This window comes from Erythrobacter sp. HA7-11 (assembly GCF_055693605.1).
In genome coordinates this window covers 2,108,577-2,128,643 of record NZ_JBVFUF010000002.1, presented here as the reverse complement: position 1 = coordinate 2,128,643, position 20,067 = coordinate 2,108,577, and the positions used below count along the sequence as shown (strand labels likewise).

17 protein-coding genes and 3 pseudogenes are annotated in these 20,067 nt (G+C 57.7%); 9 read left to right on the top strand and 11 right to left on the bottom strand.

The window, feature by feature from the left end; translation table 11 throughout:
* The first annotated feature begins 66 nt into the window (after positions 1–66).
* Together ACZ1GU_RS10905 and ACZ1GU_RS10900 are read left to right on the top strand one after the other, a co-directional pair.
* The gene (locus ACZ1GU_RS10905; protein ID WP_472648014.1) at positions 67–1,341 is read left to right on the top strand and encodes an SLC5/6 family protein; all 1,275 of its coding nucleotides are present in this window, start codon (positions 67–69) and stop codon (positions 1,339–1,341) included.
* 10 nt (positions 1,342–1,351) lie between these two features.
* Positions 1,352–3,406, top strand: coding sequence for a PAS domain-containing hybrid sensor histidine kinase/response regulator (locus ACZ1GU_RS10900; protein WP_472648013.1), 2,055 nt, complete (start codon positions 1,352–1,354; stop codon positions 3,404–3,406).
* On the opposite strand, the gene ACZ1GU_RS10895 is transcribed toward ACZ1GU_RS10900, so the two are convergent.
* Together ACZ1GU_RS10895 and acs are read right to left on the bottom strand one after the other, a co-directional pair.
* Positions 3,403–4,032, bottom strand: a complete 630-nt coding sequence (locus ACZ1GU_RS10895; protein ID WP_472648012.1) for a LuxR C-terminal-related transcriptional regulator — start codon at positions 4,030–4,032, stop codon at positions 3,403–3,405. The genes ACZ1GU_RS10900 and ACZ1GU_RS10895 overlap by 4 nt on opposite strands.
* Positions 4,033–4,042: 10 nt before the next feature.
* Complete coding sequence (acs, locus tag ACZ1GU_RS10890) at positions 4,043–5,974, bottom strand: acetate--CoA ligase (RefSeq protein WP_472648011.1); 1,932 nt, start codon at positions 5,972–5,974, stop codon at positions 4,043–4,045.
* 146 nt (positions 5,975–6,120) lie between these two features.
* Between acs and ACZ1GU_RS10885 the strand changes: the two genes are divergently transcribed.
* Entirely contained in the window at positions 6,121–7,509 is a 1,389-nt protein-coding gene (locus ACZ1GU_RS10885) for a DcaP family trimeric outer membrane transporter (RefSeq protein ID WP_472648010.1), read from the top strand.
* A gap of 284 nt (positions 7,510–7,793) precedes the next feature.
* Here the strand turns inward: ACZ1GU_RS10885 and ACZ1GU_RS10880 are convergent, their stop codons facing one another.
* From ACZ1GU_RS10880 to ccoN, 9 genes and pseudogenes are all read right to left on the bottom strand, one after another.
* Entirely contained in the window at positions 7,794–8,003 is a 210-nt protein-coding gene (locus ACZ1GU_RS10880) for a hypothetical protein (protein WP_472648009.1), read from the bottom strand.
* On the bottom strand, positions 8,000–8,149 hold the full coding sequence (ccoS, locus tag ACZ1GU_RS10875) for a cbb3-type cytochrome oxidase assembly protein CcoS (protein WP_472648008.1): 150 nt from the start codon (positions 8,147–8,149) through the stop codon (positions 8,000–8,002). The genes ACZ1GU_RS10880 and ccoS overlap by 4 nt, the downstream gene beginning before the upstream one ends.
* Positions 8,146–10,267: pseudogene (locus ACZ1GU_RS10870) on the bottom strand (heavy metal translocating P-type ATPase). Before ACZ1GU_RS10870 ends, ccoS begins: the two are co-directional and overlap by 4 nt.
* Positions 10,264–10,725 (bottom strand): FixH family protein, encoded by a 462-nt coding sequence (locus tag ACZ1GU_RS10865; RefSeq protein WP_472648007.1) that lies wholly within the window; start codon positions 10,723–10,725, stop codon positions 10,264–10,266. Before ACZ1GU_RS10865 ends, ACZ1GU_RS10870 begins: the two are co-directional and overlap by 4 nt.
* Positions 10,725–12,236 carry a cytochrome c oxidase accessory protein CcoG gene (gene ccoG / locus ACZ1GU_RS10860; RefSeq protein ID WP_472648006.1) on the bottom strand — a complete coding sequence of 504 codons (1,512 nt, stop codon included), beginning with the start codon at positions 12,234–12,236 and terminating at the stop codon, positions 10,725–10,727. Before ccoG ends, ACZ1GU_RS10865 begins: the two co-directional genes overlap by 1 nt.
* Positions 12,223–13,179: a cytochrome-c oxidase, cbb3-type subunit III gene (ccoP, locus tag ACZ1GU_RS10855; RefSeq protein ID WP_472648005.1), complete on the bottom strand. Its 957-nt coding sequence runs from the start codon at positions 13,177–13,179 to the stop codon at positions 12,223–12,225. The genes ccoG and ccoP overlap by 14 nt, the downstream gene beginning before the upstream one ends.
* A complete protein-coding gene (locus ACZ1GU_RS10850; RefSeq protein ID WP_472648004.1) occupies positions 13,172–13,333 on the bottom strand; it encodes a cbb3-type cytochrome oxidase subunit 3 in 162 nt (53 codons plus the stop codon). Before ACZ1GU_RS10850 ends, ccoP begins: the two co-directional genes overlap by 8 nt.
* Entirely contained in the window at positions 13,330–14,097 is a 768-nt protein-coding gene (gene ccoO, locus ACZ1GU_RS10845; RefSeq protein WP_472648003.1) for a cytochrome-c oxidase, cbb3-type subunit II, read from the bottom strand. Before ccoO ends, ACZ1GU_RS10850 begins: the two co-directional genes overlap by 4 nt.
* Positions 14,098–14,108: 11 nt before the next feature.
* A pseudogene (gene ccoN / locus ACZ1GU_RS10840) lies at positions 14,109–15,787 on the bottom strand (cytochrome-c oxidase, cbb3-type subunit I).
* Between the two features lie 240 nt (positions 15,788–16,027).
* Here ccoN and ACZ1GU_RS10835 point away from each other — a divergent pair.
* From ACZ1GU_RS10835 to ACZ1GU_RS10810, 6 genes and pseudogenes are all read left to right on the top strand, one after another.
* Complete coding sequence (locus tag ACZ1GU_RS10835) at positions 16,028–16,699, top strand: OmpW/AlkL family protein (protein ID WP_472648002.1); 672 nt, start codon at positions 16,028–16,030, stop codon at positions 16,697–16,699.
* A gap of 34 nt (positions 16,700–16,733) precedes the next feature.
* Positions 16,734–17,525: a DUF2189 domain-containing protein gene (locus ACZ1GU_RS10830; protein ID WP_472648001.1), complete on the top strand. Its 792-nt coding sequence runs from the start codon at positions 16,734–16,736 to the stop codon at positions 17,523–17,525.
* 57 nt (positions 17,526–17,582) lie between these two features.
* A pseudogene (locus ACZ1GU_RS10825) lies at positions 17,583–17,930 on the top strand (DDE-type integrase/transposase/recombinase); the annotation flags it as partial.
* Between the two features lie 464 nt (positions 17,931–18,394).
* Entirely contained in the window at positions 18,395–19,162 is a 768-nt protein-coding gene (locus tag ACZ1GU_RS10820; protein ID WP_472648000.1) for a sulfite exporter TauE/SafE family protein, read from the top strand.
* A gap of 147 nt (positions 19,163–19,309) precedes the next feature.
* A complete protein-coding gene (locus ACZ1GU_RS10815; protein WP_472648763.1) occupies positions 19,310–19,690 on the top strand; it encodes a baeRF12 domain-containing protein in 381 nt (126 codons plus the stop codon).
* A 10-nt stretch (positions 19,691–19,700) separates the two neighbouring features.
* Complete coding sequence (locus tag ACZ1GU_RS10810) at positions 19,701–19,868, top strand: hypothetical protein (protein WP_472647999.1); 168 nt, start codon at positions 19,701–19,703, stop codon at positions 19,866–19,868.
* The last annotated feature ends 199 nt before the right edge of the window (positions 19,869–20,067 follow it).

Genomic DNA, 20,067 nt, shown 5'->3' with positions numbered 1-20,067 from the left:
CGCCGCCCTTTTTCTTGCACAATTGAATCGAATGGTTAGCCTACCTACCGGGAGAGGTTTGGGATCATGCTGTTCGGCGCGGCCATCGCTGCCGCGACAATCTATTTGGTGTTCCTGTTCTGGCTCGCGGCCCGCCGCGACCGGGCCGGCCCCAATGCCTTGTCGCGTCACTCCGGGCTTATCTATGGCCTCAGTCTGGCTGTGTACTGCACAAGCTGGACGTTTTTTGGTGGTGTGGGAACTGCCGCGACTGCCGGACTCGACTATCTACCGATCTATCTTGGACCGATTCTGGTTTTCACGATCGGCTTCGGGCTGCTTCGGCGCATTCTCGCCCAAGCCAAAGCTCAGCATTCGACTTCAATCGCTGACTTTCTCTCTGCCAGATATGGCAAGAGTGCGAGCGTCGCTGCGCTTGTCACGATAATCGCAACCATCGGTGCGCTTCCTTACATGGCTCTACAGCTGCAGTCGCTTGGGGCATTACTTCGCACGCTTGATACGGACATAGCGACGCAGGTCGCCGCAGATGAGATGGTGCTGATGGTGACCGGACTTATGGCGCTGTTCGCAATCCTGTTTGGCTCGCGTCGCGCTGACCAGGCGGGTGACAATACAGGGCTGGTCTTGACGATTGCAGTCGAGGCGGTTGTCAAGCTGATCGCGCTTCTCGCCGTCGCGGCACTGGCGCTCGTCGTCCTGTTCCAGAGCAAGGCGCCGGTTGCACCGCAGGTATTTAGCCTGGCGCAGATCGATGCACGTTTTGCTATTTTGACGTTGATCTCCGCTTGTGCTGCACTCTGCCTGCCTCGGCAATTCCACATGACCTTTGTTGAGGCTCCGAGTGATCGACCCGATTGGAAGATGCAGTGGGTTTTTCCAGTCTATCTGCTCATCACGTCAGCTGTGATCGTCCCCATTGTCATTGCTGGATTGACCGTGCTGCCAGCCGGCACCGATCCAGATACGATCGTTATGGCACTACCGTTGGCAACGGGTAACCACGCGTTGGCCTTGCTCGTCTTTATCGGTGGATTTTCGGCTGCAGCTGGAATGATTGTTATCGCTAGCGTTGCGCTGTCGATGATGATTACTAATGACTTGATTGCGCCGTGGGTCTTCCGCAGCGCACTGCGAGGCTCGGGGGACCGCAGCCAGATCGCGCAGCACCTTTTGACTATCCGCCGCGGCGTGATCGCAGCGCTGCTGTTCTTCGCATACATGTTCTATCTCGGGTTTGGCGCGATTACGAACCTCGCCGGTCTTGGCACTTTGGCCTTTGCTGCGGTACGCACAATTCGCTCCAGGGTTGGTTCTGGGAATGATGATGCGCGGAGGTAATAGGGTTGGAATGCTGGCCGGTTTGTCGGTCGGCTTTGCACTATGGCTTATACTGTTGATTATCCCTGCAGCCACAGGCACATCTCCAATTTTCTCGCTGCATCACGACACGCTCGTGTCGGGAGTGCTTCTGAGCCTCGGAGCAAATTGCCTAGTCTATTGGATTGGTTCGGCGATCAAACAACCTTCGCTGATTGACGCGTCGCAAGCTGCCGCGTTTGTCGGCACGCCAGCTCCTGGGGCGAAGCCGCGCGTGGTCACCAACAAGCGTGTCGCCGATGTCCGGCTCTTGCTTGCTCAGTTTGTTGGGCGCGAACGGGCCGATTCTTCGATCCGCGCGATGTCGACATTTTATGAAGATGGCGACCAGGCCAACGAGGCCGTGATGGCTATGGCGGAACGGACAATCTCGGGTGTAATCGGTTCCTCCTCTGCGCGTATGGTTACCGCGTCATGGTCGGGCGGAGACCCGGTGCCTTTACCAGAAGTCATGGCGATGTTCGACGAGGCAAGCCGGCGTCTGTCGTTCAGCGGCGATCTGCTTCAGATAGCCATTGAGAATATTGACCAAGGCGTGGCCTTGGTCGACGCTGAAATGCATCTAGTGGCCTGGAACAGCCGGTATCAGGAAATGTTCGACCTACCTGATCAACTTGTAAGCGTGGGAACCCCCATTGCTGATCTGATCAGATTTAATCTGGAACGCACCAATCCGCCTGCCGAAACGATCGAGGAGCAAGTGGCGCGCCGCTTAGCCCATATGCGCGCAGGACGTGAACACCGCATCGAAAGCGAGCAGCACGATGGCCGGATCATGCGCATTGTCGGCTCACCTGCTCCAGGAGGAGGTTATGTCACATCCTACACCGATATCACTGCTGATCGCAGGGCCGAACAGGCGCTGGAAGAAAAGGTGGCGGAGCGAACCCGACAGTTGAGTGAGGCAAATACGGCGTTGGAGCAAGCGACGAGGTCGAAGACACGGTTTCTTGCTGCCGCCAGCCACGACCTGATCCAGCCGCTCAATGCAGCGCGCCTATTTGCCTCAGCTGTCGGTGAAGAAGTTTCGGGAGAGCCGCGCTTGGAAAGACTCGTCAAGGATCTTGATGGCTCAATCGCCTCGGCAGACCGACTCATTCGTGCGTTGCTCGACATATCGAAACTGGATGGCGGGGGCATCGAACCTAATGTCGAAGCGGTCGCTATCGATGTCGTGTTCGATGAAGTGATGCGTGAATTCGCAGTACAGGCCCAAGCTAAAGGGTTGGAGTTGCGCAGAGTTCATACGAGTGCGTGGGTCATGACGGATCGTGCGCTTGTCGGCAGCATTCTGCGGAACCTTGTCAGCAACGCCATCCGCTACACCCATCGTGGCGGCGTACTGCTTGGTGTGCGGAGAGCGGGCGATGGCGCGCTGTTGTGTGTCCATGACACAGGGCGCGGAATTGCCGAAGCTGATGTTGAGCGGGTTTTTCACGAGTTCGAACGCGCAACATCGACTGACCGCGAGGGCTTAGGTCTGGGATTGACGATCGTGCGTCGCATCTCACGGTTGCTCCATGTAGAAGTTGAAACGGTGAGCGAGCTCGGGAGGGGCAGCCGCTTTTCGTTGCGTATGCCAGTTTTGCGTTGGGATAAATCGATCAGAAGGAAGCAAACGCGAGGGGCGAGGACCAAGATGGGTGATGCGACCGTTCTTGTGGTTGAGAATGATCCGGCGGCTTTAAGCGCGACCGAGGCTTTGCTAGAAAAATGGGGACTGGTCGTCGTTAGCGCCGGTTCGTTGGCTGAGGCGCGTTCTGCTTGCGCCGCGCCGCCAGACGTTGCCATTTTGGATTACCGTCTTGATGATGAGGAACGCGGCGATGCCGTGTACCTAGCTTTATGCGGTCAATGGAATCGCGAACCGCCGGCCATTTTGCTGACTGCGGAAGACAGCGTCGAAACCGAAGAGGCTGCGGTTCGGATGGGCGCCAACCGACTGCTGAAACCGTCGTCTCCGGCGGCTTTGCGAGCACTCATATCGGATTGCCTGTTGCGGCGTGAAGTCCCAATTGACGCCTAATTTGAGACTGCGTCGGCAGCAGGTTGTTCTACATCGAGCTTGGTGGCGACCAGTACTGCCTGAGTGCGGCTGACAACACTGAGCTTTCGAAATATGGCGGTGATGTGGGCTTTCACCGTGGCTTCGCTAATCTCAAGCTCGTACGCAATCTGCTTATTGAGCAGGCCTTGTTTGATCGCACCAAGTATACGGCGCTGCGCCGGTGTCAGACTCGCTATACGGGTCAGGTCACCATCGGCGTCAATATTGCTTTCGGGAAACCAGTTGTCTCCATCACGCACTGCGGCAAGTGCATCGCGCATTTCGTCCAGACTGGCAGATTTCGGAATAAACGCAGCAGCACCCAATTGCTGCGCCGCTGCGAACACACGCGGTTCCTCACTTGCAGAGACGATCGCAATAGGAAGCGCAGGATAATCCTGCCGCAGGTCCATCAGGACAGACAGGCCATGCGAGTCCTCCATGTGGAGATCCAGTAAGAGAGCCTCTGCACCTTGCTCCAACTCGCTGCGCGCAGCGCTTGCCGAGCTCGCCTCGATCACCTTTGCATTGGACCACACCTTTGCCACAGCGTGGCTAAGTGCTGTCCGAAAGAGTGGGTGATCGTCCGCAATAATGATCCGCATGGCATGTACCCTAGCGGTTCTGTCGTCCCTCGATCAAGCGATCAACCAGAGACGGATCTGCGAGCGTTGAAGTGTCTCCTAGTGAACCAAAGTCATTCTCGGCGACCTTGCGCAAGATGCGTCGCATGATCTTGCCCGAGCGCGTCTTTGGAAGCCCATCTGTGAATTGGATGTGATCGGGTGATGCGATCGGCCCAATCTCTTGTCTGACCCAGGCGCGCAATTCTTTGTAAAGGTCTTCCGAGCCTTCTTCGCCGGCGTTCAAAGTTACATAGCAATAGATGCCTTGGCCCTTAATATCATGCGGGTAGCCAACCACCGCCGCCTCAGCGACCTTTGCGTGCAGGACAAGCGCGCTTTCAACCTCGGCAGTGCCCATCCGATGGCCGGAAACATTGATGACATCATCGACGCGGTCGGTGATCCAGTAGTATCCATCCGCGTCACGCCGGCAGCCGTCACCAGTGAAATACGTGCCCTTGTAAGTGCTGAAATAGGTTTGCTCAAAGCGGTCGTGGTCGCCGTAGACGCTGCGCGCCTGACCGGGCCAACTCGCGGTGATGCACAGGTTGCCTTCAATTGCACCATCAAGCACCGCACCATCATTGTCGACCAACTGCGGCTGGATACCGAAAAAGGGGAGACCCGCACTACCGGGCTTCATATCGTGCGCTGAGGGCAGAGTCGTGATCATCACGCCGCCTGTTTCCGTTTGCCACCATGTGTCGACAATCGGGCAGCGGCCATCGCCGACAACATCGTAATACCAGCGCCAAGCTTCAGGATTGATGGGCTCTCCAACCGAGCCAAGCAGTCTCAACGAGCTTCGATCGCGGCTTGTGACATGTTGGTCGCCTTCGCGCATCAACGCGCGGATTGCCGTTGGCGCAGTGTAGAGAATGTTCACCCGATGCTTGTCGACGACATCCCAAAAGCGCCCATGGTCTGGGTAATTTGGCACACCTTCGAATACGACACTAGTCGCACCGTTCATGAGTGGGCCGTAGACAATGTAGCTATGCCCCGTGACCCAGCCGATATCGGCGGTGCACCAATAAACCTCGCCGGGCTGATAATCGAAGACGTAGTTGAACGTGGTTGCCGTCCAAACGCCATAGCCACCAGTGGTGTGGAGCACACCCTTGGGTTTTCCGGTCGAACCTGATGTGTAAAGAATGAAAAGCGGATCCTCTGCTGCCATGACCTCGCATGGGCAGTCTTCGTCAGTCGCAACATCGTGGAACCAGTAATCACGTCCCTCGGTCATGCTGATGTCTGCGCCGGTGTGCTTTACCACGAGCATCCCGTCGAGCGGAGTGTCGTGATCGGGCTCGGCCAAAGCCGCATCGACATTGGCTTTCAACGGAACACGTTTTGAACCGCGCAACCCTTCGTCAGCGGTGACCACAAAGCGACTACCGCAGTCTTCGATCCGGCCCGCTAAGGCTTCAGGCGAGAACCCTCCAAACACGACCGAGTGGATCGCGCCGATCCGGGCGCAGGCCAGCATTGCTGTCACGCCTTCAATGATCATCGGCATGTAAAGCGTGACCCGATCACCTTTCTTGATCCCCATCGCTTTCATTGCGTTGGCCATGCGCACAACCTCACCGTGGAGCTCGCGATATGAAAGCGTGCGCGCTGGCGCAGAAGGATCGTCAGGCTCGAAGATGATCGCGGTTTCATCGCCGCGCGCTTCCAGATGCCGGTCAACTGCGTTTTGGCAAAGGTTAAGTGAGCCGTCGCCGAACCATTCAATTTTGGGAGGATCAAACGACCACTCGCCGCCTTTATTTGGCTGGGAAAACCAATCAAGCCTCTGGGCCTGGTTCAGCCAGAAAGTGTCCGGATCTTCGATCGATTGGCGGTACATTCGGTCATATTGCTCGGCTACGCAGTGTGTGGCGCGATCAACTTTCGGGCGCTTGATAGATTGGATCACCTCGAGTCTCCCTCTGGTTCACCAAACTCTTACCCAAGTAACGATTTTGATGCTTTCAGACAAAGGTCTTACGACGTTTCGCTAACTGTGCAGCATCAGAGCGTTTCGGCACCCTTCCCATCAAACATGTGAGGGAGAGACACGCGATGCCACATTCATCAGTTCGCCGAATTGCTCGTGCCATTTTGCTTGGCGCGACGTGCCTGACCGCGAGCCCTGCCTTGGCCCAAGAGGCCTCAGTCGACGAGCGTCTTGATCGACTGGAGGCTCTGGTCGAGGGGTTGATCGAGCGGATCGATGCCCAACAAGGTTTGATGGATCAGCAACAGGCGGAAACTGCCGCAGCGGCCCAAACAGCGATTGCCGAAACACGCGCATTGCAACAACGGCAGGCAGAATTGGCGGAGCAGATTTCCGAACCTAAAAAGCAAGAAGACAAAGGCTTTCGGGTCGGCAACACCACTGTCTCGTATGCGGGTTACGTCAAACTCGATGCGATCACTCAGCGTTTCAGCGGCGGCGATGTACCAAGCGGAAGCATTGTGCGCGACTTCTTGATCCCCGGCGCGATCCCGGTTGGCGGCGAGGGGTCTGGTTTCGACACCGATTTCAGTGCTCGGCAATCGCGCTTCATTCTGAAGACAGCCACGGATGTGGGAGCAGAGCACACGCTTAACTCTCAGATTGAACTGGACTTCATGGTGACAGAGGGCGGTAATGAGCGCGTGTCCAACAGCTATGTCCCGCGCTTGCGCCAGGCTTTCATAACGTATGACAATTGGTTGTTCGGTCAGGCGTGGTCGACCTTCCAAAATGTTGGCGCGTTGCCCGATAGTCTGGATTTCATCGGTACGACGCCGGGTACGGTCTTCGACCGCCAGCCAATGATCCGTTACACCAAAGGCGGATTGCAAATAGCAGTCGAGCAACCCGAAACAGAAGTGACCACTTCAACTGGAGGACGCGTTCTGCCTGGCGATGACAATATCCCGGATATAGTGGCCCGTTTCAACTTTACGGGCGATTGGGGTGGGTTCACTGCAGCAGGTATTGTGCGCAACCTGCGGATCACCGACAATGATTTCGGAACAGGAAGCGACAGCGCGCTCGGTTACGGTCTAAGTCTGTCGGGCAAGGTAAAGGTTGGTCCAAAGGATGACCTGCGTTTCATGGGCACGGTCGGAGATGGTATTGGGCGCTACATCGGCCTTAACATCGTCAACGACGCTGCACTGAACGCCGCAGGTGATCTCGATCCGATTTTTACATATTCCGGCTTTGCGGCATATCGTCATTTCTGGAGCGACTATCTTCGTTCCACCATTGCTGGGTCTTATTTCAAAGCAGATAACCCCATCATACTCACCTCTGACCAGGTGACCGATGAAAGCTGGAATGCCTTTGTAAACCTCATCTGGACACCGGTTGATCCGCTAAGCATTGGTATCGAGTACATGTATGCCGAGAGGAGCCTTGAAGACGGTCGCTCTGGCAATCTGCAAAAGGTGCAAATATCGACAAAGTATAGCTTCTAGCTTCTTTAGTAGACCAGAGGCTCTGCTCCATAGGACGAATCACTTCGATTTCGATCTCTAATTTGGCGATATCCACTTGAGCACCTCATGCGCTCGGAATTGGGGCCGGCTTGAAGAGTGCAATCACTCCGTCCCTCAGCCGATCGCCAAAGGCAAGGCCCTAAAAGCGGTGATGGTTTCGCACTTAATATCGCGCTTAGAAGGGTTCGCGCTAGACTGACAGCACCATATGACCACATGGACAGTGCTAAAGGCCATCGGGCGCACGCGGTCTTTGAGCCAGATCAAACGAGCTGTTTTGCTCTCTGTCGGCAAGTGCCAGCGTGACAGGCCTTTTGATGGCAATCGCGCACGGGTTCCTCATCGCCATTCCCAACAGGAATCTCGATCTGCCCACCGTCACAAAGCTGCGCGATGATCGTATCACCCTTTTGCGGGATAGGGCCGATCACCATCGGGGCGAGCGCCAGCAAAGCAAGAGATGCGCCGTTCATTGCTCGTCCTCTTCATCGATGAGAATGCGGTTGGCCGCCCCATCCAGGTCCTCGTACTGGCCGTCATTCATTGCCCAAAAGAACGCGACGAGCCCGGCTGCGCCCATCAGCAACGCAATGGGGATGAGAAGTGCGAGGCCGGTCATTTTGCGGCTCCTGATAGACGAAGGGAATTGGCGACCACGACCAGCGAGCTGACCGACATGGCAATCGCAGCAATCAGGGGCGTGACATAGCCGAGCAGGGCGAGCGGCACGGCTAGCACGTTGTAGCCAATAGCGAACGCAAAATTCTGGCGGACAATGCGCATGGTTGAACGAGCGACCCGGATCGCGAGTGCGACCGGCATCAGCTTGTCACCGATGAAGACCGCATCAGCGGCTTGCTGGCTGGCATCGCTGGCTGTGCCCGGCGCGATGGAAGCATGCGCGGCGGAGAGAGCGGGGCCATCGTTGAGGCCATCTCCCACCATTAGCGGTCGGTAACCACCATGCTTGAGTTCATTGATGACAGTAAGTTTCTCTTTCGGATCAACACCCGCCGTCGCTTCGACGCCAAATTGGTGTGCAACCGCCTCGACCGCTTCAGTGCGATCGCCGGACAAGATGCTTGATTTGACCCCTGCACCTGTGAGCTCGCCAAGAATCTGTGCTACGTCCGTTCGGAGCGGATCGCCAAAGGTAATCGTGATCGCACGCTCCCCGATGCGCAGCTTGCTCGCCAACGCTGTTGCATCCAGCTCGGCGCGTTCAAGAGCGACCGGCTGTCCATTCCATGTGCCGCTCAAGCCTTGCCCCGCAAGCTCGGAGATGTTGTCGATTTGCGCCGGTTCGACACCCTTGAGGCGGAGCGCCTTCGTCAGTCCGACACTTAGCGGATGGCGGCTGTTTTGCGCCAGCCCGAGCACCACCGCGCAATCAGCTTCGTTGAGATTGGCAAGATCCGGGTGCGGCTCACCCAGCGTCAGCGTTCCGGTCTTATCGAACAGCGCAACGTCGACCTCGGCGAGGCGCTCCAGCGCGCTGCCATCTTTCACCAACAGTCCCTTCTTGAGGAGCGCGCCCGACGCGACAACCTGCGCCGTCGGCACTGCAAGCCCCATTGCGCACGGGCAGGTGATGATCAATACGGCGATGGCGATCACGAGCGACTGGTGCCAGCCTGCGCCCGCGATAATCCACCCGACAAAGGCCAGCGCGGCGAGCGTGTGCACGGCGGGCGCATAGGCTCTGCTCGCGCGGTCGGCGATCCGCACATAGGTGCTGCGCGATTGGCCCGCCTCATCCATCAGGCGCGCAATATCGGCGATCACCGTATCGTCTGCCGTACGCGTCAGGCGAATCCGGATAGGCGCCGCAAGATTGATCGAGCCTGCGTGGACTTCGCTGCCCACTGCGATGGCTTCCGGCGCACTCTCCCCGGTCAGCATGGCGTTGTCGATGGCGCTCTCGCCCTCCTCGACCACACCATCGGTAGCGAGCGCTTCGCCTGCGGCGATGAGAACCAGCATTCCCGGCTTGAGTTCACTCGCCGCGATGCGCTGCGTCGAACCATCCGGTCCAATCACGCTTGCGGATTTTCCCATTCGCCCGAGCAGCGCGCCAATGCCTGCCCGCGTCCGTCCGCGCATCATCGCATCAAGTGCGCGCCCGGCAAGCAGAAAAAAGCAGCATCACAGCGCTCTCGAAATAGGCGTGGTCGCCGCCGGTAATCGTTTCGTAGAGGCTGAGCGCGGTGGCGAGGACCACGCCAATCGAGATCGGCACGTCCATATTTGTTCGGCGGTATTTGAGCGCCATCCAGGCCGAAGAGAAGAACGGCTGGCCTGAATAGGCGATCACCGGCAGGGCAATGAGCGCTGAGAGCCAATGGAAGAGCTCTCGCGTTGCACCGCCCGCCCCCGACCAGACGCTCACCGACAGAAGCATGATGTTCATCATGCCAAAGCCTGCGACAGCCAGAGCGCGCATCAGCTTGCGCCGCTCAGCATCTTCGATCCCAAGCGGGTTAGCTTCGACCGGCTGCGCTTCAAACCCAAGCTGCTCAAAAACGCGGATCAGCGCAATTTCGTCAATTGAAGACGCATGTTGGACGGCCACCCGCTTGGCCGAAAAATTGACCCGCGCCTCGGCTACGCCTTCGATTTTCGGCAGCTCACGCTCGATCTTGGCAATGCACCCGGCGCAGCGCATTCCGGGGACAGTGAACCTCGTCCCGATCAATGCGTCGCCAGTTGGCCGCGGAGGGGTGTGCGGCGCGTTCACTTGAGCTCGCTTTCCTCGCTCCAGACTTCGCCCGCAGCCTCAATGCGCAGACGCACAGTCCACCGACCAGCCGCAATCGGCCCGACCGATCTCCATGTGCCGTCGCCGAGCGATCCAAACCGTAAGCTGGCATATTCGCGCTCACCAAGAGGGCGGCGCAGTTCAGCGGTGATGATCGCATTCGCAGGGACAGCATTCGTCGTAAGCTCCACGAACCCGTCTCCATCGCGCGCAGCCGATGCCTCCCAACCGAGCTGGCGCGCTTGTTCTGCCTCTTCCAGCCAGCCGTTGAATTTCTGGCTCGCGACATAGGAGTTCTCGACCACGATGCCGTGAAAACCGCCTGTCGCGAGGCTCGCCATATAGAAGTTCACAGCGGCCACGATGCCAAAGCCGATCACAAAGATCGCGACCATATGTTTGCCGGTGAATTTTCCCGATTGGGCATTGCTGGTCATCATTGGCTCCCGGGGCTGGTAAAGCTGGTTTCGGCGCTGTCCTGCTCGCCTTGTTCATCAAGCGAGGTGAGCTGGAACGAGAAGCCTTCTGCCACTGCGCCTTGCGGCACGACGACATAAGCGCGCACGACGCGGGTTTCGTCCGCTGGCACGCTTATAGTCTGGGTCTGCGCGGCATCGTCTCGGCCAATTCGGTCGGTCCACATCACCGCGCCTTCGGGCAAACCTACGAGTGCGATTTCCATGTCGCGCGGGCGAGCTTCCATATTGCGCAGGCGCAGCGTGTAGGCATTTCGCACCGAGCCGTCTTTCATCATCATGAAGGGCGGATTGCGATCGGGCGATACGGTAATGTCCGTGTGCGAACGCGTGCCGAGCGCAAACAGCATGGCCACGCCAATCGCACCCCAAATGCCGAAATAGATAAAGGTGCGGGGCCGCAGCAGTGCCTTCCAAGCAGGAGTTGGGGACGCACCAGCGGCTTCGGCTTCGCATTGCTCGAGTGTTGCGTAATCGATCAGGCCGCGCGGGCGTCCGATATCCTTCATCACCCGGTCGCAGGCATCGATGCATAGTGCGCAGGTGATGCAGCCAATCTGCTGGCCTTCACGAATGTCGATGCCGGTTGGACACACCGCGACACATTCGCGGCAATCGATGCAATCGCCGTATTTCTCCGGCTCTTTCTGTGCTTTTTTGAGGCTGCCGCGCTGCTCCCCGCGCCAATCCTTATACGTCACGATCAGCGATTTTTCGTCGAGCATCGCGGCTTGAATGCGCGGCCACGGGCACATGTAGATGCACACCTGCTCGCGCATGAACCCGCCGAGCCAAAAGGTCGTGCCGGTCAGGATGCCGACCGTCGCATAGGCTATCGGCGAGGCTTGCAGGGTGAAGAAATCGACGAACAGCGTCGGGGCATCAGCGAAGTAGAGGATCCACGCACCGCCGGTTAGCAGGCTGACGATGAGATAGACTGTCCATTTGCTCAGGCGGCGAGTTGTTTTTGCGATGCCCCACGGTGCTTTGTCGAGCCGCATCCGCGCATTGCGATCGCCATCGATAAAACGGTCAATATGCTGGAACAGATCGGTCCAGACAGTTTGCGGGCAGGAATAGCCGCACCACGCCCGCCCCACCGCACTAGTGACGAGAAACAGGCCGATACCCGCCATGATCAGCAGACCCGCGACGAAATAGAACTCGTGCGGCCAGATCTCGATATCGAACATGTAGAACCGGCGGTTCGCGAGATCGATCAGCACTGCCTGATCGGGCGCATAAGGACCGCGATCCCAGCGTATCCAAGGTGTGACATAGTAGATCGCCAGCGTGACGACCATGATGGCCCATTTGAACCGGCGAAAAGGTCCGTCGATCCGCTTGTTGTGGACCGCCTTGCGCTTTTCATAGAGCTCTTGAGACGGGCCTCCAGACCCGCCGCCGCCCTTGTTCGACAGCGTAGCCCCCCAATCGCGGGGCTCAGCCATTGTGGTATCAGCGCTGCTCATCGCTCCGATCCGCCATCGCAACCGCTTCTGCGTCACCTTCCATGATCGGCGGAGCATCGCCCGGCGTGGTTTCTTCGGTAGCTTCACCGCCACCGCGTGAGTGAACGTAAGCGGCCAGCATCTTGATGGTTACGGGATCGAGCTTGTCGCTCCAGCCCGGCATCACGCCGTGGCGGGGGTTCAGAATCTGTGCGCGAATGCTCGCAGGCTCACCGCCGTAGAGCCAGATAATGTCATTGAGGGCAGGCGCGCCCTGCTGCGGATCACCCTGACCATTCGGCTGATGACACGCCGCGCAATTCTGCGCGTAAAGCTCTGCTCCGGTGGTATTGCCGCGCGCCTCACCGCTCAGTGACAGCACGTGATTGACCAGAGCATCGGTTTGATCCTTGTCGAATATCCCTTCAAAGGCGGGCATATAGGCCTGGCGCGTCTGCCTTGAGCCTTCCCAGCGGATGCCGTGGATCAGCGTGTATTCGATCTCCGCAAGCTTACCGCCCCAGATCCAGTCATCATCGTTGAGGTTGGGGTAGCCATACTGCTCATATCCGGCGGCCCCAGCTCCGTGACATTGGACGCAGTGTTGCTTGAAAGCGGCCGCGCCGCCGGCAATTGCCTGTCCCATAAGCTCCGGGTCGGCAGGCAATTTCGTGATGTCGGTCGCTGCGATCCGCTCGAACGTGCCCTGACGCGCGAGATCGGCTGCGCTCATCTCCTCGGCGAGGTCACCGCGGCTGGACCAACCCAGCACGCCTTCGCTCGCCTGCTCGACCATTGGCCAGGCCGGATAAAGCACGACGTAGACGACGCTCCACGCAATCGTCGCGTAAAAGGTCCACAGCCACCAGCGCGGGAGCGGAGTGTTAAGCTCTTCAATCCCGTCCCATTCGTGGCCGACAAATTCGGTGCCGGTTGGCTCGTCGATACGTTTGTTCTCAGGCATGATCGTCTTCCTGGAAAATCGAGTGCTTTGCCCGTTCAACGCCATCGCGTGAGCGGGGGAGGAAATGCCATCCGCACAGCAGCAGATAGAGCCCGAAGATAATCACCAACCCGTAGCTGTCGGCAAAGTGACGGAATATCTCGTAGAAGCTCATCGGCCCTTCTCCTCAGCGAGTTCGGCCTGCGCTGCGGCGCTGTCGACATCGACCAGCGTCCCAAGCATTTGGAGATAGGCGATCAGCGCATCCATCTCGGTCACGCGGTCGGGATCGCCATCGAAATCGCGCACCTGCGCCTTGGGATAGCGTTCTTCCAGATCGCCTGCGTCTACGTCAGGATCGGCCTGCGCATAAAGATCAAGGTCGGCCATCTTGATATCGATGTCCTCATAGGGCACGCCGACGCGGCGTAGCGCGTTGAGATTGGCGCCGACATCGGCGACCTTCAGCGAGGTGTCCGCAAGGAAGGAATAGCTGGGCATGATGCTTTGCGGCACGACGCTTTGCGGGTTCTTCAAATGCTGGACATGCCATTCATCAGAATAGCGCCCACCAACTCGCGCAAGGTCAGGCCCCGTGCGCTTTGATCCCCATTGGAACGGGTGATCGTACATACTCTCTGCCGCCAGCGAGTAGTGGCCATAGCGCTCGACCTCGTCGCGGAACGGACGGATCATCTGGCTGTGGCAGGTGTAGCAACCCTCGCGGATGTAGATGTCGCGTCCGGCCTGTTCGAGCGGGGTGTAGGGACGCATCCCCTCCACTTCCTCGATCGTGTTGTCGATCCAGAACAGCGGCGCGATCTCGACGATCCCGCCAATTGCTACTGTCACGAGCGTTGCTGCGGCGAGCAAAGTGACGTTCTTCTCGAGCTTCTTGTGGCCCTCAAAGGCGCCCTGATTGGGTGAGTTATCGCTCATCTTGCGGGCTCCTATTCTGCTGGCTCGGCTTGAGGGCGCGCCGGTTGCTGCGCGATCGGATAGTCGCCCTCAGTGCTGACGGTGTTGTCTCCAAGCGGCGCTTCATTGCGCTGGTGACCGTTGATGGTCATCCAGATGTTGTAAGTCATGATGACCGCGCCCGAGAGATAGAGCAGGCCGCCAAAGGCACGCATCAGGTACATTGGGTGAAGCGCAGCGACGGTGTCGACAAAGCTGTTCACGAGGAACCCGTCAGAGCCGTATTCGCGCCACATCAGGCCTTGAGTGATCCCGGCAACCCACATGCTGGCGGCGTAGAAAACGATGCCCAGCGTCGCGAGCCAGAAGTGCCAGTTGATCATGCGAAGCGAATAAAGCCGCTCACGCTTCCAAAGGCGCGGCACGAGGAAGTAGACACACGCGAAGGTGATCATACCGTTCCACCCCAACGCGCCGGAATGCACGTGTCCGATCGTCCAGTCGGTGTAGTGTGACAGGCTGTTCACTGCCTTGATCGACAGCATCGGTCCTTCGAAGGTGCTCATCCCGTAGAAGGCCAGTGCGAGCACCATCATGCGAATGATCGGGTCTGTGCGGACTTTGTCCCATGCGCCGTTGAGCGTCATCAGACCGTTGATCATGCCGCCCCAGCTCGGCATCCACAGCATGATCGAAAACACCATGCCCAGCGTCTGCGCCCAGTCGGGCAGCGCGGTGTAATGAAGGTGGTGCGGTCCTGCCCAGATGTAGAGGAAGATCAGCGACCAGAAGTGGATGATCGACAGCCGGTACGAATAGACCGGACGGTTCGCCTGCTTCGGCACGAAATAATACATCATCGCCAGGAAACCTGCGGTGAGGAAGAAGCCGACTGCATTGTGGCCGTACCACCATTGCGTCAGGGCATCCTGAACCCCGGCAAAGGCGGAATAGCTGCGCGATCCCAGCAGACTCACCGGCATTGCGAGGTTGTTGACCACGTGCAGCATCGCCACGGTCACGATAAAGGCGAGGTAGAACCAGTTGGCGACGTAAATATGCGGCTCCTTGCGCTTGAGCAGCGTCGCTACGAAGACCGCCAGATACGCTACCCAAACGACGGTGAGCCACAGATCGACATACCATTCTGGCTCGGCATATTCCTTGGATTGCGTGATCCCCAGAAGGTAGCCCGTCGCCGCCAGTACGATAAACAGTTGGTAGCCCCAGAACACGAAGCGCGCCAACGTCGGCAGCGCGAGCGTCGTGCGGCAAGTGCGCTGCACAACGTAGAAGCTGGTTGCGAGGAGCGCATTGCCTCCAAACGCGAAAATGACGGCTGAAGTGTGCAAGGGCCGGACACGGTACCGAACGTGAGGTAAGGCTCAAGATTTAGCACCGGAAACGCCATTTGCAGCGCGATGAACAGCCCGGCCAATAGGCCTGCGAGACCCCAGAACATCGTCGCAATGACACCCCAACGAACGATGTCATCATCGTATGTCGATGGACCGGGAGGCATTTTGAAGATGCTCTGTGCCGTGGTCAGCGGATCATAATTTCGCAAAGTGACAATGATCACGACGCCAACTGCCAAGGCGATAATGAGCATGTGAGCAGCGAAGCCTGCGTCTTTCGCGCCTATCATTGCTGCGAGCGCCAAGAGCAAGACGAGCGCCCAGCCGCCCAGCCTGAAAAAGACTGTTTCCATGAGTTCCGTTCCTTCCTTGTGGGCGGGATAGGGCGGGCCAAGCGCGAAGGTCATTGATCCAAATCAAATTGCCGAAAGTGTTGGCGATTTCTGACAATTGTGCTCCGAATTGGCTGTTCGGATCGCGCGGTTTGATTTGCATCAATGAGCAGTTGGCAGGCCGCTGGCAGAGGCTCCTGCATGAGCAGCAACAATCCTGGGTCGCAGCGGGCGACCACTGCTGCCCAAAAGGGATACAAAATGAGGTATATTCTCGGCTCGGCATGCACAGCGATCGCGTTGATAGCCGCCCCAGCCATGGCTCAGGATCGCGGGGGCGACGTGCAGGTAAAGCTGCTTGGCACCGCTGTATTGCCTGATGGAGAGATCGATCAGATCAATGTCGATATTGTGGGACTGCCCGCTGGCACCGACACCAAAGCCAACGACAACGTCGTGCCAACCGTGGCGCTTGAATACTTTGTGACGGACCAGTTCTCGGTGGAAACAATTGCCGGGATCACCCAGCACGATGTCGACGCGGTTTCAGGATTTCCAGCGGGAACGGAGCTCGTTTCGGATGCGCAGCTGATACCCGCGACGGTCACACTGAAGTATCACTTCGATGTCGGCGGCGTGAAACCGTATGTCGGCGCCGGTCCAGCCTATTTCCTATGGGTCAGTGACAAGCCGGGTGCAGCAACAATTCCGCTGGGCGTCACCGATACCGATCTTTCCGATGAATTTGGCTTCGCCCTGCAGGCGGGCTTCGATATCCCGCTTGGCGAAGATGGGTTTGCCTTGAGTGTCGATGCAAAACGATACTTTATCGGCACGACCGCACGCTGGTTTGCGGGCGATACGCTCGCGATTGAGACGGAGCACAATCTCGATCCCTGGGTCATCAGCGCCGGGGTCGGATATCGGTTCTGACACACAATCAACGCAGTGGTAGAGGAGCGAGTCTATGGCCACATCGGACACACCACCGGCTTCTACTACGCCTCAAATTGCGCTTGATTTGTCGACGGATGATTTGCGCGCTGCGCTGGGTGCCGGATGGGAGGATTTTTGGTCCCGTCCGGCATTTGGCCTTTTCTTCGCTTCTATCTTTGTGATCACTGGCTGGGCGCTCGCCTATGTCTTGGTCGAGCGCGGCGACATCTTCTGGTTGATCCCCGCGGCAGCAGGGTTCCCCTTGCTTGCGCCCTTCACGGCTGTAGGCCTTTATGAAGTCAGCCGCAGGCGCGAAGCGGGATTGCCTATGAGCTGGAGCAATGTTCTTGGGGCATTAAAAGGACGCGGCGATGAGCAGATCCTGAGTATGGGTGTGCTGCTGTTCGTAGCGTTCGGCTTCTGGATCATCATCGCCCATGCGGTCTTTTCGATCTTCCTTGTCGAAGCGGGAGCAGGCTCGGAATCGCTCGAGTTTCTGGTTACGCGAACCGGAATGACCATGCTCGCAGTCGGCAGTGCAATCGGTGCTGTGATCGCCCTCGCATTCTATGTAATCACGGTCATCAGCCTGCCCATGTTAGTGGACCAGAAGGTCGGATTTCTGACTGCCATCATCACGAGCATCCGGGTTTTTCGAGCGAATATGCCGGTTCTGATTGGCTGGGCGGTGATGATAGCAGTCTCGCTCTTTGCGGCGATGATCCCGCTCTTTCTCGGCTTGTTTATTGTCCTGCCCGTCTTGGGCCACGCCACATGGCACTTGTATAAAGCAACTGTCAGACCTGCGGTGCAGAACACCTAACTGCGCAAGACATGTTTGGCTTCACCCTCCATTTGCTGGAGAGTTGTTAGACCAATTGCACCGCTCCGCTTCATGGAGAATGCGCCGAAGAGCCCCGGAACAGCAGAGACTATCACAACCGACGGTTTGCCGTCCTACAAGGCTGCGATGGATGAGCTAGGCAATCGCGACAAGCAAGAGATTGGCCGCTGGGCTGACAACAGGGTAGAGAACTCCCATCTACCGTTTCGACGAAGAGAGCGCGTTATGCAGCGCTTCAGAAGAATGAAATGCCTGCAAAAGTTCGCCTCTGTTCATGCCAACGTCCACAACCACTTCAACTCCGAACGCCACCTCGTCGACCGACAGACTTGCAAAACAAATCGCTCCGCCGCGCTGGCTCAGTGGCAAGACCTCATGGCCTGATCGAAGGTGAGGGAAGGGTGTCCCGCGCCAGTCGGAGCGGGTTCGCGTTAGACTGACAGCACCTCGGTGGGAATGAAGAAATTGGATGAAAGATTCATAGCGCTGCTGCTGTCAAGAGCGGCAAACTTCGCCGCTCGCACCGCCAAAGCCCCAATGATCTGAAATTCTTGGGGCTTTGGCCATTACTGGGTCTGTCCATTGGCTGAAGATACGATGCTCGATAAGCCGCCTAAGCCGAGCCGAAAGTGAGGGTCTCGCTCCCGAAACTTAATGGCGCATCGGGACGTTTCCATCTTCGCCCAGAGGATTGGTCGTCAGTGACTGTAAGTAGACTGAAGGCAAACTGCGCGCTGTCGGACTCATCGCTGATGCTGTCCCCATTTTTTGACATGACCGCAACCACGTAGAATTCCTCATGTGAGTGGCCGACGCTTGTGACTTATTCATCTCTGCGGAGTGTAGAGATGGAATGGGTTGAATTCGCATGGGCGGAAGTGCTGCCATTTGTCGCCATCGGCTTCCTCGCGCAGCTGATTGATGGCGCGTTGGGGATGGCATTTGGGGCCATTTCGACCACTTTGCTGGTCGGATTCATGGGCATGCCGCCCGCGCAGGCGTCCTATAAGGTCCATGTCATCAAGATACTGACCAGCGGTGTGTCAGGGATCAGCCACTTGATCCTGGGAAATATTCATAAGCGCCTCTTCGTGATGATACTTCTGCCTGGAATACTCGGAGGCGTTGTTGGCGCTTACGGACTGGCTCAGTTTGATGGTGATACGGTACGACCGTTTGTCTTTGTCTACCTCTGCCTGCTTGGAATGCTGCTGGTGTTTAAGGGGCTCAAGGGTCGCCTCAAACGCCGAGCGCCCCGAGCGATTGTGCCGCTTGGATTTACCGGCGGTTTGCTCGATGCGATTGGCGGAGGCGGCTGGGGTCCGGTGGTGAGCTCTGGACTGATGTTGCAGGGCACAGAGCCGCGCAAAGTCGTCGGGTCAGTCAACAGTGCGGAATTCTTTGTAGCGATGGCGATATCTGGAGCGTTCCTAGGGCAGTTCGGGTTCGAGCAATTTGCCGGAGCTACTCTCGGGCTCTTGATCGGCGGCGTGCTTGCCGCACCATTCGGAGCGCTGGCGGCAAAACATCTTCCTGCGCCGATCATGCTTGTTCTTGTTGGCGGCGTTTTGGTCGTCACGACCGGTTATTGGTTTGTGGAAAGCCTTTTCCGATGACCTCAGGGAATTTCCTTAATGAGCCAGCGAGACCTGCCCGCTATTCTCGCCCCTAAGCTCTGATTTGAAAAGGAAACCTTTTGATGATGCTGAAACACGGTGCGCTGGTCTGCGCGATGGATGGTAGCAAAATGGTTTTGTTGAGGAATCAAGGCGACACGCAAAAGCCCGTCTTGCAACCAATCATTCAGGAGGCCGCGGACAATCCGCGATCAAGCGAACAAGGGGGCGACCGTACCGGGACGCAGCTTTTCAAGCGCGTCGCCGCGCCGCAGCGCGATGACAGAAACGGACTTGCATAACGAAGCGAAGACCGATTTTGCGCGTCGAGCGATTGCGATTTTGGAGGCGCACCATAGCGAGCACAGCGGTGACCTGATCGTCCTGGCTGCGCCATCAGTGCTCGGGAATTTTCGCAAGCTTTGCCCCGCATCGCTTAAATCGGCAATCGTTGCAGAGATCGATAAGGACGTTGTCAATCATGCGCCGGGCGACATCGCCGCGATCATTAGCGCTGCGCAAGGATAAGGATCTGACAATGGCTACACAGCCCCCCAAACCCGACAGGATTGAGCCAAACGCACCGCCAGAGCGACCCGTTCGTGAGCCCGATCCGGTCCCCGATTGCCCGCCCGAAACCGAGCCGGTTCCGCCTGATATTGACGAGCCTGATATCTCACCCGATGAATTTCCTTCACCTGAGTGAGAGGGCAATCAATCGAGCGTTTTGCAGGTGAGAATACAGTCGGTCCGCAGCAATCCGTCATATTACTCCCTGCATTTAAAGGTTTCATATTAAGGCTGCTACGGACCTATCTGAATGGGTCATCGCATCCTTACGGTTACTCGCCAATCAGCAATTGTTTATTGGCACGATTCGATGAGGGGCAACTTGACCGATATCA

Bases quoted from the DNA above. Each gene is read 5' to 3' on its own strand.
- ccoP (WP_472648005.1), bottom strand. From the start codon at position 13,179: ATGCCTGAGAACAAACGTATCGACGAGCCAACCGGCACCGAATTTGTC.
- ACZ1GU_RS10880 (WP_472648009.1), bottom strand. From the start codon at position 8,003: ATGAACGGCGCATCTCTTGCTTTGCTGGCGCTCGCCCCGATGGTGATC.
- ACZ1GU_RS10905 (WP_472648014.1), top strand. From the start codon at position 67: ATGCTGTTCGGCGCGGCCATCGCTGCCGCGACAATCTATTTGGTGTTC.
- ACZ1GU_RS10895 (WP_472648012.1), bottom strand. From the start codon at position 4,032: ATGCGGATCATTATTGCGGACGATCACCCACTCTTTCGGACAGCACTT.
- ccoO (WP_472648003.1), bottom strand. From the start codon at position 14,097: ATGAGCGATAACTCACCCAATCAGGGCGCCTTTGAGGGCCACAAGAAG.
- ACZ1GU_RS10885 (WP_472648010.1), top strand. From the start codon at position 6,121: ATGCCACATTCATCAGTTCGCCGAATTGCTCGTGCCATTTTGCTTGGC.
- ACZ1GU_RS10900 (WP_472648013.1), top strand. From the start codon at position 1,352: ATGCTGGCCGGTTTGTCGGTCGGCTTTGCACTATGGCTTATACTGTTG.
- ccoG (WP_472648006.1), bottom strand. From the start codon at position 12,236: ATGAGCAGCGCTGATACCACAATGGCTGAGCCCCGCGATTGGGGGGCT.
- ACZ1GU_RS10830 (WP_472648001.1), top strand. From the start codon at position 16,734: ATGGCCACATCGGACACACCACCGGCTTCTACTACGCCTCAAATTGCG.
- ACZ1GU_RS10865 (WP_472648007.1), bottom strand. From the start codon at position 10,725: ATGACCAGCAATGCCCAATCGGGAAAATTCACCGGCAAACATATGGTC.
- ACZ1GU_RS10820 (WP_472648000.1), top strand. From the start codon at position 18,395: ATGGAATGGGTTGAATTCGCATGGGCGGAAGTGCTGCCATTTGTCGCC.
- ACZ1GU_RS10810 (WP_472647999.1), top strand. From the start codon at position 19,701: ATGGCTACACAGCCCCCCAAACCCGACAGGATTGAGCCAAACGCACCG.
- ccoS (WP_472648008.1), bottom strand. From the start codon at position 8,149: ATGACCGGCCTCGCACTTCTCATCCCCATTGCGTTGCTGATGGGCGCA.
- ACZ1GU_RS10850 (WP_472648004.1), bottom strand. From the start codon at position 13,333: ATGAGCTTCTACGAGATATTCCGTCACTTTGCCGACAGCTACGGGTTG.
- ACZ1GU_RS10835 (WP_472648002.1), top strand. From the start codon at position 16,028: ATGAGGTATATTCTCGGCTCGGCATGCACAGCGATCGCGTTGATAGCC.